The 15,353-nt window shown below is 60.9% G+C and carries 10 protein-coding genes; 5 read left to right on the top strand and 5 right to left on the bottom strand.

The genetic code is table 11. The features are described 5' to 3' along the window. Positions 1-20: 20 nt before the first annotated feature. Entirely contained in the window at positions 21-3,308 is a 3,288-nt protein-coding gene (locus RWK44_RS13220) for a cellobiose phosphorylase (RefSeq protein ID WP_316028915.1), read from the bottom strand. Positions 3,309-3,650: 342 nt separating this feature from the next. On the opposite strand from RWK44_RS13220, the gene RWK44_RS13215 reads away from it, so the two are divergent. Both RWK44_RS13215 and RWK44_RS13210 read left to right on the top strand, forming a co-directional pair. Further along, positions 3,651-4,319: a hypothetical protein gene (locus RWK44_RS13215; RefSeq protein WP_131662524.1), complete on the top strand. Its 669-nt coding sequence runs from the start codon at positions 3,651-3,653 to the stop codon at positions 4,317-4,319. A 536-nt stretch (positions 4,320-4,855) separates the two neighbouring features. Beyond that, the gene (locus tag RWK44_RS13210; protein WP_131662525.1) at positions 4,856-6,169 is read left to right on the top strand and encodes an MFS transporter; all 1,314 of its coding nucleotides are present in this window, start codon (positions 4,856-4,858) and stop codon (positions 6,167-6,169) included. 69 nt (positions 6,170-6,238) lie between these two features. Here RWK44_RS13210 and RWK44_RS13205 read toward each other — a convergent pair whose 3' ends face one another. Further along, entirely contained in the window at positions 6,239-7,780 is a 1,542-nt protein-coding gene (locus RWK44_RS13205; protein ID WP_316028914.1) for a DHA2 family efflux MFS transporter permease subunit, read from the bottom strand. A 585-nt stretch (positions 7,781-8,365) separates the two neighbouring features. Between RWK44_RS13205 and RWK44_RS13200 the strand changes: the two genes are divergently transcribed. Then, positions 8,366-10,387 (top strand): beta-N-acetylhexosaminidase, encoded by a 2,022-nt coding sequence (locus RWK44_RS13200; protein WP_316028913.1) that lies wholly within the window; start codon positions 8,366-8,368, stop codon positions 10,385-10,387. An 84-nt stretch (positions 10,388-10,471) separates the two neighbouring features. Here RWK44_RS13200 and RWK44_RS13195 read toward each other — a convergent pair whose 3' ends face one another. Beyond that, on the bottom strand, positions 10,472-10,936 hold the full coding sequence (locus RWK44_RS13195) for a winged helix-turn-helix transcriptional regulator (protein ID WP_316028912.1): 465 nt from the start codon (positions 10,934-10,936) through the stop codon (positions 10,472-10,474). A gap of 89 nt (positions 10,937-11,025) precedes the next feature. Between RWK44_RS13195 and RWK44_RS13190 the strand changes: the two genes are divergently transcribed. Then, positions 11,026-11,841: an oxidoreductase gene (locus RWK44_RS13190; protein ID WP_316028911.1), complete on the top strand. Its 816-nt coding sequence runs from the start codon at positions 11,026-11,028 to the stop codon at positions 11,839-11,841. 81 nt (positions 11,842-11,922) lie between these two features. On the opposite strand, the gene RWK44_RS13185 is transcribed toward RWK44_RS13190, so the two are convergent. After that, positions 11,923-12,663, bottom strand: coding sequence for an AraC family transcriptional regulator (locus tag RWK44_RS13185; protein ID WP_316028971.1), 741 nt, complete (start codon positions 12,661-12,663; stop codon positions 11,923-11,925). Positions 12,664-12,941: 278 nt separating this feature from the next. Between RWK44_RS13185 and RWK44_RS13180 the strand changes: the two genes are divergently transcribed. Then, positions 12,942-13,856, top strand: coding sequence for a DMT family transporter (locus RWK44_RS13180; RefSeq protein WP_316028910.1), 915 nt, complete (start codon positions 12,942-12,944; stop codon positions 13,854-13,856). A 14-nt stretch (positions 13,857-13,870) separates the two neighbouring features. Here RWK44_RS13180 and RWK44_RS13175 read toward each other — a convergent pair whose 3' ends face one another. Next, the gene (locus tag RWK44_RS13175) at positions 13,871-15,073 is read right to left on the bottom strand and encodes an ROK family transcriptional regulator (protein WP_316028909.1); all 1,203 of its coding nucleotides are present in this window, start codon (positions 15,071-15,073) and stop codon (positions 13,871-13,873) included. Positions 15,074-15,353 lie beyond the last annotated feature (280 nt).

Genomic DNA, 15,353 nt, shown 5'->3' with positions numbered 1-15,353 from the left:
TAGCGCCTCGTCCTGGACTGTTACGCCTCGGGCTTCGGCTTCATCAGCCGGCGCCAGGCGGCGTGATCCGTTTGCAGATCGGCGGAGGCATGGATTGCGGGCAGAAGCGGTTTACGTTTGCGCCGGCCGAAGCGCCGTTTGAAGCCGAGGATATTTTCGACGAAGCTCCTGGTGTAGAGCCCCGGGCCGCTCGAATAGATGCGCCATCCGCCGTCGACGGCAATCTCTCCCGCCTTGACGCGCCCCCATTCGGCCGCCGCCTGATAACGGTCATGGAAAGCCGCGTCGCTGCTGCTGAAATAGGTATTGCGCTGGCGCAGCGAAACATGCGGCAGCGCCGTGGTGACAGAAATCGGATTGACGACGGCGATCGCCTTCCAGAGCTCGTCTACTTCTGCCTCCAGCGCCAGCGTTTCGCAGTAGCGCAGATGCGCATGCACATACATCAGTCCGATCTCGCGACCGAAGAAGGAGGAGGATTCGGCCCGGCGAAACAGCGTCTCGGGGCCGCCGGCATAGGTCGCCGGTTTTTCCATCAGCCGCACGCCGTCGGGGAAGAGCAGATGCTCTTCGATCAGCTTCATATGATCGCGTCTCTGAACCGGCGTGAAGAGGCCGCCAAGCATCGCCTGCGTCATCGAGATCAGTGAAAAATGTAGGCCGGTGCGCCGGTCGCTCGGGTGCAGCAGCAATTCGACGCCGTCATGGGCGGGATCGAAGATACCGTAGCCGGCAACGACGCCGTCGCGCACGAGATGGCGGTTGAAATCCCGGCGCATCGCCGTTGCGATCTTCCTCAAGCCCTTAGCCTTGTCGCCATGGCCGAGGCGGCGCAGGATCGCCGAATAACGGACGATCTGCTCGTAGAGCAGGGCAACGGTCCAACTGCTGACCATCCAGTCGCGCAGATGCGGATCGGCCGGCTGCAGGGAATCGTTCCAGTCTCCCTCGCCATAGCGGATCAGATGCGTACCCGGGATGAAAGCTTCGCGAACGGTCTCGAGCAGCTTCTCGACATGGATCGCGATGGTGTCGAGCTCCGGCGCCCTGGTCATCGTCTTTTCGTCGCGCCAGGAGACTTTCTCGTCGAGGATGGCGAGATCGCCGCTCGCTTCGATATAGTCGCACAGCGCCTTCAGCGGCCAGACGACGATGTCGCCGTGACTATCGCCCGCCCGGATGTTGGCATAGGGCTCGAGCATAAACCATTGCGGCCAATCGCCTTTTTCCAGGTATTGTTCGCTGAAGACGGTCTTCAGCACCTCCTTGGCTTCGCGATCATGCTCGTAGGCGAGCAGGAATTCGATCGGCCCCTGGCATGCGTCGCGTGTGCCCCAGGCGGCACCTGTATATTGCTCGAGGCCGTGCGGTACGCTCAGATGCACGATCGCGTCATGCGCGAGCCAGGGCAGCAGGGTCGTCTGCGCCGCGAGGTCGGGCGAGGTGCTGGCGATCGTCAGGCCGCGCACGGTGTTCCGCCAGAATTTCGATGCCCGTGCCAGCATGGCTTTATCGGTGACGCCGGCCTCATAACGTTGCGCCAGTCGCTCGGCTTCCGCCGCATCGGTCATCGAGCCGACGACGGCGAAAGAGAGCGCCTGCGTCATCAGGGATCGGAGCGCCACGAAGGCGCCGTTGCGTGTTACCCCATCGCTGTAGAGCAGTTCGTCGCCGCCGATTTCCTCGATCGCGTCGGGCGTCGAACTCACCAGCCAATAGCCGGCATCGGGATAACGCTCGCCCCAGAGCCAGGCCGGGTCCGGCCGGAAAAGGATGCGTTTGCCCGACGGATCGAACTCAATCTGCCCGCCGGCGTCATATTCGCGCTCGCCAAGCACGACATGGCCGAACACCAGAAAGCGGCACGGCTTGCCCTCGACGGAGACGCTCCACTGCATCGCCGCATTCTCGCCGGAGGCGACCGCCGACACGATGATCGTGCGTTCGGGGAGACGATAGATCCAGCGGCAATCGCTGAGCCCCATTTCGAAAGCCGACGGCACTGCCAGAAGCTGCCAGCCGGCGCCGACATCCGCCATGATGCGCAGCCCGCTGGCGCGGGTCAGATTGTAGGGATCGCGGGAGACGGAAAAGAGCTTGTGAAAGGACGTATTGCCGATCGTCAGCTGGGCCGCGAAAATGCCCTGCATCCAGCAGGTCGCGGCAAGCGTCGCATCGTCGAGCAGCATGTTTTCACCGCTTCTGACGATCGCGCCGTGACGGCGCGCCACCATGAGTTCCTTGTCGCGCAAGACCACGTGGCGGTTCAAAATGCCGTCCGACACGAAAAACGAAAGAAGCTTTCCGTCGACGCGCTCTTCCAGGCTCCGCGCCGGATAGAGCTGGCCGATCGCTTTTTTATTCAGCGCCTCGGCCTTCAGCAAGGCAGCATCCTGGAGAAGGCTGCGGACTGGCGCGACCTCCTCGATATCGGCGGTCGCACTGTCTGTCGCCGCGAGCTCGTCAAGCCGTGAAAGGTCGGCATCGCTCGATGCCTCGGGATGATCGGCGGCAAACACGGCAAAGAAGGTCACGGTCGCACCGCTTGCCGGAACGGAGAGCGATTTCGACTGAATGGCGGGGCATGCCGTCTCCTGCTGCCGCCGTTTGCTCGGCAGGTTGGTGCCGAAGGGGCCGACCAGCATGTCGTCGAGCCGGTCGCTCGCCTGCACCAGCTGGATCGCATCCGTGGCATAGGCGGCCGCGCCATCGAGGCAGCCCTGCACGAGCCAGGGGTTGCGGACGCCCGACTGCTTGAGATTTTGCCGGTTCATCACGACAGGGCCGAAGGTCTCGTGATCGGCGATATGATGATCGACATATTGAGAGGCATAGGCTTCGCTGTTCATCAGGAAGCCGCGATCGCCGAGACCGACGTCCTGGATCAGCACCAGATCGACCGGCAGCGTCCCATCCTTCCGATGCCGGATGGAGACACGCCAGAACCAGGCTGTTTCGGAAGGGTGAAGCTCAAGGCGGACATTGTAGCCGATATCGCCTCTCTTGCCGCTCCAGGAGAGGCTCGTCGCATCGTGCCCGAAGCTGCCGTCGGCGCGAGACCCGACAAGCTCGACGACGTCAGGTGCAGCCCCGCCGATGCGCAGATAAAGGCGACCGATGCCGCCGGTAAGCGGCGAGCCCTGGATCTGGTTGATCTGCATCGATCCCTTGTCGTCGGCATATTCGATGGCAAACAGGGTGCCGTTCGGCAAAGCCGATATCGATAGGCCGGAACCGTTGCTGATCGTGAAGAGGCCAAGCTCGTCGCGTCGGGGCATTTGAAAACTGCGGTCAAGGTCCGTGGCCATTGAGATCTCGTCGATTGGCTTCAGAAGGGAATTGGAGGATGACGCAAAATGGTTGAGAGAAATCTTACCATTATCGCGGGTTCTCGATGAGGGCCTTGAAAGCTAGGCCAGTCGATATCACTTGATGTTCCAATTCGATAGTTGCACCTATAGGTCATTGCCAAGCTTCAAAGGAACTGTGGTGGCCGGTGACGATGATGCCGTCAGATGCTCAGTGGCGCCATACCGCGGGAACGGAGTTCCCTATCGTTTAAGTTCAAGGCAAACTGGGACGGAAACTGCTGATTCCATCTGTGCGTGCTTCTTGACGCAACTCGCAGCTCCTATTCAACGAGGTGACTATTGACGCAGTTCTTCGAAACCACTCAAGGGATCATGGCAATGGGAGCGTTCATCGGCGCCGGCGGTTTGGCCGCTGGCTCCTTGCTTCCCATCGTCATTCGACTTGCGAAGTCTGGGATCAACCGGCGCCCGAAAGCCGAGGTTAGAAACCTAGCGATGCTGACGGTGCTGGCCCTAGATGATTTTGTCGGAGCCAGCTATGCCGCCGTTCACGACATGCCCGAATTCAATCCTATGGATGAAGGCCAATTCGCGTTTCACGTTCCCGATCCAACCCTTGCACTTCCGCAAGACGCAAACTGGGCGCTTTTTAATCCCGAGCTTGTAGAAGAAATTTTGTGGTTGTCGAACCGGGTGAAGACCCTTTCTTATGCGTTGGATAGTCTCGACCTTTCCAGGCCCGGATACGATGGCTTCTTCGAGCGACGCCAAGAAGGTTATGCTGGTCTGGCGGCTGAAGCGATGGACATTATTGAGCGTATGCTTGAAGAGTTTGACATCACCCTGCCTGCCAAGCCAGATTATTATCGCCGGCGGGAAGGTCTCGTTTCAGCTGTCCAAAAGGCTGGAGAAAATAGCTCGCAGCGCCCAAAGGCTCGCACTCTTGCGCACCCGGGTGGGTCAAATGTGCTGCAACTGTTCCCAAAGGCAAACGACGACGCCGAGTAAAATCAAGCGATATCGTCGAACCCGGTCAAAGGTATCGCGTCCTCACGCATGGCCTGTTTTCCATTGGATGGCTCGTTTCAATTGCGGCCTAGGCCGGCGCCAGATCGACGCCTTCTAGAAAGTTCAAAACCCAGGTCGCGGTAGCAGCGTTCAAGATCCATCCTCCACGGCTCCTTCGGCTGGATAGTCCGCCGTTGCATAGCTGCATTGCACAAAAAATGTTTTCCAACTGGTCAAAAAAGGAGCATGGTGATTATAGCTGATGCAACACGACGGCTTTCCTCCCAGTTCCGTCGTTTCAGCTGTTCCCCTCTGGAGGTTTATACCTTCACAATTAAAGGGCCACGGTTCTCCGTCGGCCCTCTTTTTTTGTCTGCGAAAATCACGGGTTGCTGCCGGGTTTGATCGACCGGCATCCAATTCGTATGTCATAAAACGCCCAGGTAAAGCTGGCAAATGGCCATCGCGGCTTGCGGCTGTGATCTTTTGGGCTGTATGCGCTATGAGCGAACCACGGCAGCCGGGGATGGGAACAAATGACCACAATCACCATCGACGATGCTCTCAACCACGCGGGAGCAGGACGATATCAGCGACGGCTGATGGCCATCTTCGGCTTGGTCTGGGCAGCTGACGCCATGCAGGTCATCGCAGTGGGCTTCACAGCGGCTTCGATCGCCACGAGCTTCGAACTGACGGTGCCGCAGGCGCTTCAGACGGGCACGGTGTTTTTCCTTGGCATGTTTCTGGGCGCAATGGGGTTTGGTAGGCTTGCTGACAGGATCGGCCGTCGCGGCGTTCTGATCGCGACTGTCTCCTGTGATGCGGTCTTTGGCACACTGTCAATTTTCGCGCCAGACTTCACCTTCCTTCTGTTCATGCGCTTCCTGACCGGTGCAGCAGTCGGCGGGACGTTGCCGGTGGACTATGCGATGATGGCCGAATTCCTACCGGCGAAGAACCGAGGCAGGTGGCTGGTGCTGCTGGAGGGTTTCTGGGCCGTCGGAACCCTGGTTGTCGCAATTGCAGCCTGGCTGCTCAGTCTCTGGAGCGTGGCCGAAGCCTGGCGATTGATCTTTGCCGTAACAGCGGTCCCGGCGATTATCGGTTTCGGTCTGCGGTTTTTCGTGCCGGAATCGCCGCTCTATCTTCTGCGCAAGGGAAGGGGTGGAGAAGCAAAGGCGATCATCGACCGGATGATCCTGGTGAATGGCCGCCGTGCTCTGGGAGAAGAGGTTGACATAGCGCCTGCGACACCGACGCGTAGTGTCGGAATATTCTCCCACGCTCTGCGGCGTCGAACCGTTCTGATCCTCGCGGTTTGGTTTCTGGTATCCATTTCTTACTATGGTGTCTTCACCTGGATGCCTCCGAAACTTGCCGGGGACGGCTTTGGCTTCGTTCGAGGCTACGGTTTTCTTGTGCTGATCGCGCTTGCCCAGATCCCCGGGTATGCGCTCGCTGCCTACGGCGTCGAAAAGTGGGGGCGGCGTCCAACGCTTGTGGCATTTTGCATCCTTTCCGCGATGGGATCCATTTTGTTTGTCGTCGGCTCATCCGCACTCTTGGTAGCGTCGTCACTGCTCATCATGAGTTTCGCGCTGCTTGGTACGTGGGGTGCACTCTACGCCTATACGCCAGAGCTTTATCCTACTGCCTCCAGGGCAACCGGAATGGGTGCCGCCGGTGCTATGGCTCGGCTTGGAGGGCTGCTTGCGCCATCGTTGATCGGTCTTTTTGTGACTAAAGATTTCGGCCTGGTCATCGGGATTTTCGCTGCGTTGCTGCTGTTGGCAGGTGCTGCAGCCTATTTCATCGATGCCGAGACGCGCAGTGCTAAGCTAGCCTAGAAGCCGTTTGGCCGATGCGTTGGCTTCCATCTCAGGATCGCGGGGGGTAGGTCTCGTCAACCCTGGTTTTCACGTTGACGTTGGCCGCCTGGCAAAGGGCACCGAGAGCAGGGCGCAGCCGGTCAGGACGGCAATCACCATCCAGGCTTCGTTGATCGCCTGGACGCTTGCCGCGGTCTGGACCAGCGGATCGAGCAGTGCCGTGGTATCCGCGTCGAAGCTGCCACTATGCCCCGATATGGTCTGAAGAGGTGCGCCGACGAATGTCGCAGCCTCGACGTCGCCGGCTTGAAGACGGGTCCAGAGGCCTTGTCCCAGCGGCTCCGAGCGCGTGTAGATGATGGTGTCGATGAGAGCGATGCCGATCGCCCCGCCGAGATTGCGCATCAGATTGAAAAGTCCGCTCGCGTCGGGGATGCGGTCTGGTGGCAGAGTGCCGAGCGCCAGCCGCGTCGGCGGCAGTAGGCAGAACATGATGGCGACGCCGCGCACGACCTGCGGCCAGAACATCGCGTCATAATCGGTGCGAGGATCCTGAAAAGCGCTCATCCCGACACCGACCGCAAACAGCGCGAAACCGGCCGCCGACAGCAATCGCGCGTCCATCCGCTTCTCCAGCGCCACCGCGATCGGCGCCGTGATCAATTGCGCGACGCCGGTGACCAGCATCGTCATGCCGATTTGGAGGGCGTCGTGTCCCCTGATGAAAGCGAGAAAGACCGGCATGAGATAGACCGAGCCGAAGAGGCCGATGCCAAGCACGAAGCTCAGAACGGAGCCGACGAGAAAGTTTCGATCACCGAAATTGCCGAGATCGACGATCGGCCGGTTTCTGCGCAGCGTTCGCCAGATGAAGACACCTCCCGATGCAAGGCAGAGCGCCAGCAGGCTGAGCACATAGGCTGAGCCCCAGCCGCTCGTCGGCGCCTCTTTCAGGCTGAGCTCCAAGCTCGTCAGCGCGGTTGCCATCAGCAGAAGCGACAGACCGTCGAGATGCCTGAGTTCGGACGGATCGGTCGCCTGCCTCGGCAAGGACCGTGCCGCCAGGATTGCCGAGGCAATGCCTGGGAGGATGTTGATCAGGAACAACCAGTGCCAGGAGTAGGTTTGCGTCAGCCATCCGCCGACGATCGGTCCGACGGTCGGGGCCAACACTGCGAGAACGCCGGCGATCGTCGTCGCAAGTGCCTGGCGCTCGTTCGGGAAGAGAATGAACACGGCTGAAAACACCGAGGGGATCAGGGTTCCGCCGGAAAAGCCCTGAAGCACCCGCCAGGCTACCAGCTCGCCGAAGCTGCCGCTCATCGCACAACCGGCGGAGGCTGCGACGAACAGGCTGATGGCGGTAGCGAACAGCCATCGCATCGTCAGAAGCCGCGTCAAGAAGCCGGTGAGCGGGATCGCGACCACTTCGGCGATGAGATAGGCCGTCTGTATCCAGCTCATCTGATCCGGATCGATACCCAGCGCCGACTGGATGGTCGGCAGCGATGTCGCCACCACCTGGACGTCGAGGATCGCCATGAACATGCCGACGCACATCGCCATGAAGCCGAGCCAGACGATGGCCGGTGTTTCATCAGGGCGGGCAGATTCAAGTCGTTCCGACATGCGATGATCCCGCGCGCTGCATTCTCCGCCCAGGGTGCGAAGACTAAGGCCGATCCTATTTACGATCGAGACGGCATGCCGCAAACAAAGACGTGGAGCGCAATTCCGCCGACGCCGACACCATAGTTCGGATGAGGACGGAAGGGATAGGGATCTGCCAACACAAATACGTCACCAACGCGAACCAGCCGTCCCATGCCCGACTCGATGGAATCAGAGAGCGCCCCGACGAGGTCTTCCTGCAGTTCGGTGCGCGTCGCTGAGAGCCGATCCGGAGGCGCTGCAGAAATTTCCGATCGGCAATTGACGTGTCGGCGGGAAACTGACTATCAATCTTAAATCAATTTGATTGACATCAAAAACAACGGGATCGCCGGGATGAGGTTGAGCAAGGATGCATCCCGCCCATTTGCATCGAAGCCGGCTGTGCGGAAGCAACCGCTCCGATCGGGCTTGGCCACGCGATCATCGGCAACATTTCCACCCGCCGCCTTCTACCAAAAGGCCGCTGGCGCCATACCCAATTCCGCTCCCGGTAATGCGCCGGAATACGCATGATCCGATCTTCAAGAGGAAAGAGTGACCATGTCCACACCGCGACCAAAAGCCCTGCGGCTTGAAACCCTTTGGAACCCGCCTGCGGATGGCAAGGAATTTTCCTACGTCCTGCGCCTCAAAAATCTGGGCACAGAGCCGCTTTCGAATTTCTCGCTTTGCGTCAGCGGTCCGGGTCGCGTCGATCCGGCCGGGCGCGTCGAAGGCGCCACGGTTTCGCAGCGGCTGGCGAATTTCACCGAATTCCAGCCGCCGGCCAATTTCGTTCTCGGCGCCGGCGAGACGTGGACGATCTCGGTCTACGCGCTGAGCTGGCAATTCCGCCACTGGACGGATGGCGCGACGAGCGGTTATCTCGCCCTTTCCGACGGCAGCACGATCGTGCTCACCATAGAGCCGACGCGATCTTCGGTCAGCAACGCCCCATTGAAGCGTGGCGCCGAGATCTATCCGGTGCCGGTCAATGCGCCTGTTCAGGTGTCGATCATCCCCTGGCCGAACCATGTGGCGGTCGCCTCGCATCGGCCACTGCCGGCCGGTTTTGCGCCGCAGGCGCAGAGCGCTGCAGGGGAGGCGGCAACACGCAGTTTCGCAGCGCTGGTCGAGCATCTCTTCGCCGTCGAAGGCATTGTGCGAAGCGAGGCGGAAGGCGCGGTTCCGGTTGCCCTGAAGGATGCCGCCGGGCTCGGGCCGGAGGCCTATCGGCTGAGCTTCGAGGGTGAGGCGATCACCATCGAGGCCGTCAGCCAGACCGGCTTCCTCTATGGCCTTGTCACACTCGGCCAGATCTGGCGCGGTGCAAGGCTGCATCCCGAGGTCTTCCGGTTTCCGGCCTCCGGCGAGATCGTCGATGAGCCGTCGATGGGTTGGCGCGGCCTGCATCTCGACGTCGCCCGCCAGTTCTATGGCGCGGCTGAAGTCAAGAAGCTGCTGGCGGTGCTGGCCTGGAATAAGCTCAACCGCTTCCACTGGCACCTTTCCGACGACGAAGCCTGGCGCGTCGAGATCGACGCCTATCCTGATTTGACCGCGGTCGGTGCCTGGCGCGGCCACGGTCTGGCCGTTCCGCCGCTGCTCGGTTCGAGCCCGGCCCGCACCGGCGGTTACTACACCAAGGCTGCCATCCGCGAGATCGTCGCCCATGCCAAGAGCTTCGGCGTAGAGATCGTGCCGGAGATCGATGTCCCCGGCCATTGCTACGCCATGCAGCAGGCAATACCGGAGCTGCGCGATCCGGCCGAGATCGGCAGCTATTATTCGGTTCAGGGCTTTCCCGATAATTGCATCAATCCGGCCCGCGAGAAGACCTATGAGATCATCGAGACGATCCTCTCCGAACTCATCGAGCTCTTTCCGTTCAAGATCATCCATCTCGGCGCCGACGAAGTTCCGCTTGGCGCGTGGTCCGGCTCGCCGGAAGCGCTCGAACGCCTGCGTAGCGTGGCGGGCGACGAGGTTGCCGATGCGCATGCCAAGCGGCTGAACGTCGTGACCAATACCCATGGCGCCGACGACATCCACGGCTCGGGCGCCGCCATCCTGCAGGCGGAATTCCTGAGCCGCGTCCAGCGCTTCCTTGCGAGCAAGGGCTGCATCACCGGCGGCTGGGAAGAGGCGGCCCACGGCGATGTCATCGACAAATCGCAGAGCTATCTCTGCAGCTGGCGCAATGTCGAGGTCTCGGCCGAACTTGCCGAGCGCGGCTACGAAATCGTCGTCTGCCCCGGGCAGGTCTACTACCTCGACATGGCGCTCAGGCCCGACTGGGATGAGCCCGGCGCCAGTTGGGCGGGGACTTCGGACGCGGAGAAGCTCTACAATTTCGATCCCATCGGCGGCTGGACGGCGAGCCAGAAACAGAAACTCCTCGGCATTCAAGCCTGCATCTGGTCCGAGCCGATGACCGATCGCGCCGTTTTCGACCGCCTCGTCTTCCCCCGCCTTTCCGCACTTGCCGAAACCGGCTGGACGAAGCCTTCGTCCAAGTCGTGGGAGCGCTTCAGAGCGCTCGCAGGACTGATGCCGCTGCTCTACGGGCTGCAACAGTCGTAGCCGCTCCGATTGGGCCGGGGGTTTTGATTTGAGGATCAGCCTTGCCATTGCCGGAGGCGGTGATGGCAAGGATACCGACCGCTTTCAAGGGGAGTTGTCAGGTGCCGCGGGCACCTCGCATTCGGGTGCGGCGATACGAATAGGACGGGTTCCAATCTCCGCGCCTGTGGCGCGGTCGATTGTGAGGGGATCGATCTCCGTTCCGGTCTCAGCGTCGAAGAAGCGGGTGACTGCACCGCCGCTGCGATGCTTGCGGCCCCAGGCGCCGATTGCAAACAGCACCGGCAGAAAGTCGCGCCCGGCTTCCGTCAGCAAATATTCGTCGCGCGGCGGACGCTCGGAATAGCGACGCTTTTCCAGCAATCCTTCCTCGGTCAGCGATGACAGCCGCCCCGTCAGCATTGTCGGCACGATGCCGAGGCTTTTGCGAAATTCATCGAAACGGGTCAGCCCCGCATGGGCGTCGCGCATGATCAGCATGCTCCATGCATCGCCGACGAGCGCCATGCTGCGGGCGATCAGACAAGGCTGGTTCGAAAGATTCTTCATGTCGATATCTTTTTAGTAGTGACTTGCTATCAAATTGATAGTAACAGAATGCTCATGAACATTCCACGACAAAATGAAGGCAGACGTCGATGAGCAAAAGAGAACGCGGCATTGCCCTGGTCACAGGGGCTTCTTCCGGCATCGGGCTGGCAACGGCGCAGGCCTTGCTGCGCGACGGTTACCAGGTGTTCGGCACCAGCCGAAAGCCGATGGCCGACACCGCCGACGGCATCATCATGCTGGTCTGCGACGTCATCGACGATCAATCGGTGCAGGGCGCCGTCGACGAGGTTTTGAAACGCACGGGACGAATCGATCTGCTGGTCAACAATGCCGGGATCGGGCTGCTCGGTGGTGCGGAGGAGTCGACGACGGCACAGGCCAAAGCCGTTTTCGACGTCAACGTCTTCGGCACGATGCGTATGACCAATGCGGTGCTGCCGGTGATGCGGCGGCAGCGCAGCGGCCGGATCATCAACCTGAGCTCGATCCTCGGGCTGATCCCGGCGCCCTTCAACGCGCTTTACGCGGCGACCAAACACGCGATCGAAGGTTATTCGGAATCCCTCGACCATGAAGTGCGCACGCAGGGCATCCGCGTCGTGCTCGTCGAACCGGGCGTCACGCGCACCTCATTCGAAGAGAACATCACACGGCCGGACCGGCCGCTAGCCGTTTATGATACAGTGCGCACCGATGCCGAGAAGCTGATGCGCGAAATCGTTTCGAAGGGCGATGCGCCCGAAGTGGTCGCCGCAACCGTCGTCAAGGCCGCCAATGCGCCATCGTCCAAGAGGCGGTACACGGCCGGAAGGGCCGCAGGGCAGATCCGTTTCATCCGCCGCTTCCTGCCGGAGTCCTTCGTCGACAAGAGCCTCCGGAAATTCAACAAACTTCCCGGTTGATCCAGCGCCGGCGTTATCGGTCAAGAGATCAAGGCTGCCGCCCCGTCCACAGCGAACAAACACGTGTCGAGCGAAGGGGCTTCACTGTCGTTGCCGGTAGGCAGAGGGCGTGACGCCTGTGCCCAACTTAAATGCCCGTGTCATGTGGCTCTGGCTGCTGAAGCCGCAGGCCGAAGCGATCTGTGCGATTGGGTCCATGGCTGATAACATCGATTTGGCGCGCTCGACACGCCGGTGAGCCACCCAGCCATGCGGGGACACACCATAGCTTGCCCGGAACATCCGCTGAAAATGAAAGGCGCTGAGCTGCCCGATCGCCGCCAGATCCTGCAAGCGGATTGTCTCACCGAGATGGGCCTCGATATACTCCAGACTCCGGCGCCGGACATGAGGAGCGAGCCCGCCGCTGATCGCGCAGGGGCGCATCCCTCCATAACGCGGATCAACGAAGAAATCATTGATCGCCTGCGTCATCGCTTCTTCAGCCAGCAGATGACCGCCCGCCAACATCGCTTTCGTCATCTGCCGAAGTGTGCGCGCCAAGGCGGGTGCATCCGCGAATGTTAATTCGGGAAGAGCCATGAGCCGCGCATCGCGGTCAAACGTCTCCGCAAACATCCGGCGCATCTGGTCGTCGGGAACATACAGATGGACGAATTCGGAGAAGTCGGTGATTTCCCATTCGGACGAGTGCTCCTGTGGCATGATGCACAGGACCCCCGGCCGGCCGCGCGCGCCGGGAATGCCATCCAGACGACGCGTTCCGGCGCCGCCTCTCAGATAAAGACTGAACGTATGACCGTTCGGCCGCTCATAGCTCATCCTGTCGTGTGCATTGCTCCAGATGGCCGCCGATCGCCCGAAACCCAAATCGATGGACTGTGACATCCGTGCAGTAGGGGATGCGGACAGAAACCTGAAAACCGAAAGGCGGCTATCTTTCACCAATTCTTCCCCACACAAGGCCACGCCTTGCGAACAGTACCGGTGGACGACCCGCATGGCGAGCGGGGAAGTCCGGGCAAATCGATTTCATAGCAAGAATCTGCAAGAGACCTGCTCACGGTTCGCCTATTGGTCGGGAAAACGAGGATTACGCCATGGCAAATGCCGCTCTCTTCATCGCCACCGTCCTCATATGGGGGACGACTTGGATCGCCATCGCGATGCAGGTCGGTCCCGTGCCGGTCTTGGTCTCGGTTTTTTACAGATTTGCGGCCGCAGCATTGATCCTCGTCGTCATCCTGGCTGTTATGCGGCAGCTCAAGCTCCCTGCCTTGCGCGATCAACCTTTCATCCTTGCGCAAGCGCTCTGCCTGTTCAGCCTCAACTTCATCTGCTTCTACAACGCCGCCGCCTTCATCCCGTCCGGGCTGATCTCCGTGATCTTCTCGCTCGCGACGATCTATAATGCCGTCAATGCGCGCCTCTTCTTCGCCGACCGTATTACAGGCCGCACGCTTCTCGCAGCGGCGCTCGGAGCAGCCGGCCTCCTCCTACTTTTCGGACAGGACGTTGCCGTCGATTTCGATATGGGTACGTTGAAAGGGATCGCGCTCGCAGCGCTTGGCACGCTGTTCTTCTCGCTGGGCAATATGGCATCGCGTCGAAACAGCGCGGTCGGAATCTCACCGCTGACCGCCAATGCCTGGGGCATGACCTATGGCGCGATCGTCCTCCTCTTCCTGATTGCCGTGACGCAAACGCCGATCGTGGCACCGCCTGACATCACCTATCTTGCCGCCATGCTCTATCTCGCGGCAATCGGATCGGTGATCGGCTTCACCACCTACCTCATGCTGGTGTCCCGCATCGGCTCCTCACGCGCTGCCTATGCCACCGTCCTGTTCCCGATCGTCGCCCTGTCGTTGTCGACGGTCTTCGAGGGCTACCACTGGAGCGGTCCAGGCCTGATCGGCCTGGCGCTGACGCTTCTCGGCAACGTGGTCATCTTTGCGCGACCTCTAGCCCGTCGCCCGCTGCCGTCAGATGCGAGGCTGCCGGCAGGCGGATAAGGGGCCGAGGTGTATTAGCCGAGCGGCTTTTGCAGGACGTCGAAGCGCGGATTGGTTTCGGAAAAGATCGGCAGGGCGGCGGCGCCGAGGATTGCCGTATCCTTGCCGGTCATGCCGATCATCACGCGGGGGATGGTCCGCTTCTGGCTGGGGTCGATCGGCATATGCAGCGGCTCCAGCCGCTCTGCAAGCCGAAGCATCAGCGATGTCGATATGCTGCCGCCGAGCACGATGGTCTGCGGATCGAAGGCCAGTTCCAGAAAATCGACGGTCTGCCGCAGCGGTTGGACGGCCTGGTCCAGCCAGGCGTCGAGACCCTCGCCGCCCTTGGCGATCAGCGCATCGAGATCGTCGGGCGACAGCTCCTCGGCATTGGCAATGCCCATGAATTCATAGGCGACGGCCGGTGACACATAGCGATCCAGACAGCCGCGCTTGCCGCAGCTGCAAAGCTTGCCATGCGGCTCGACGATGACATGCCCGATCTCGCCGGCATTGTTGCGGCTGCCCTTGTAGAGGTGGCCGTCGAGGAACATTCCGGCGCCGATGCCACCGCCGCCTGCGAGAAACAGATAGACGAAGCTGCCCAAACCGCGGGCGACGCCATGAAGACGCTCGCCAATCGCGGCTGCCGTCGCATCGTTTTCGACCAGCACCGGCACCCTGACCCGCTGTTCGAGCTCAAGCGCGACAGGAAAATCCTGCCAGCCGGGCAGGCTCTGCGGGCTGAGCGACGTGGTGCCGCCATCGGCATAGCGGCCGGGCAGGGCCATCCCGACGCCGAGCAGCCTGTTCCGGTCGAATGTGAAGACCTGCTGAAGATCCTCGACGATGGACTGGAGAGCCGGCATGGCCCTTTGCGGATCGGGATGTTCGACATGGCGCTCGATGCGCGCGCAAACGGCGCCGGAGAGGTCCGTCAGAACCCCGCTCGCCCGCTGGCGGCCAAGTTCGAGGCCTATCGAATAGGCACCGCGCGGATTGATGGTGTAAGGGATGATCGGCTGGCCACGCGCCAGCTTCTGCGCCTCGGACGGAACGAGAAGATGCGACCTCTCCAGTTCCTCGACGATATTCGACACGGTCTGGACGGTCAGCGCCGTCATCCGGGCAATCGCCGCGCGAGACAACGGACCATTCGTGCGGACAGCCTCGATCACCACACGCCGGTTGTGAGACTTGGCCTGCTCGAGATTCGTGCCGGAGATCGCCTTCATGTCGCCTTCAAAGGAAATGCAGCATCACCCTTGTCACAAGACGAACACCGATGAAAGCTCCATTCTCCGTCAGATCTTGTTTGAAGCCAATCTAGCTAGAGGTAGAGGCTGCGGCATCTGTCACATGCGCGTCCTCGGCGCCGCCACAAATATCATTTCACTTTCATGGCACAATTTGTCCAGGCGCCGATCCAACGGGGAAAAAACACGTACATCCATAGCCGAGAGGGCCTGCCCCATTCAGTACACAAATGCCGATGTTCGTGACGCACCGCTGACC

It is taken from the genome of Rhizobium sp. 25PS6 (assembly GCF_032464655.1).
Classification (GTDB): domain Bacteria; phylum Pseudomonadota; class Alphaproteobacteria; order Rhizobiales; family Rhizobiaceae; genus Rhizobium; species Rhizobium laguerreae.
This window is presented reverse-complemented; position numbering and strand designations above follow the sequence as displayed.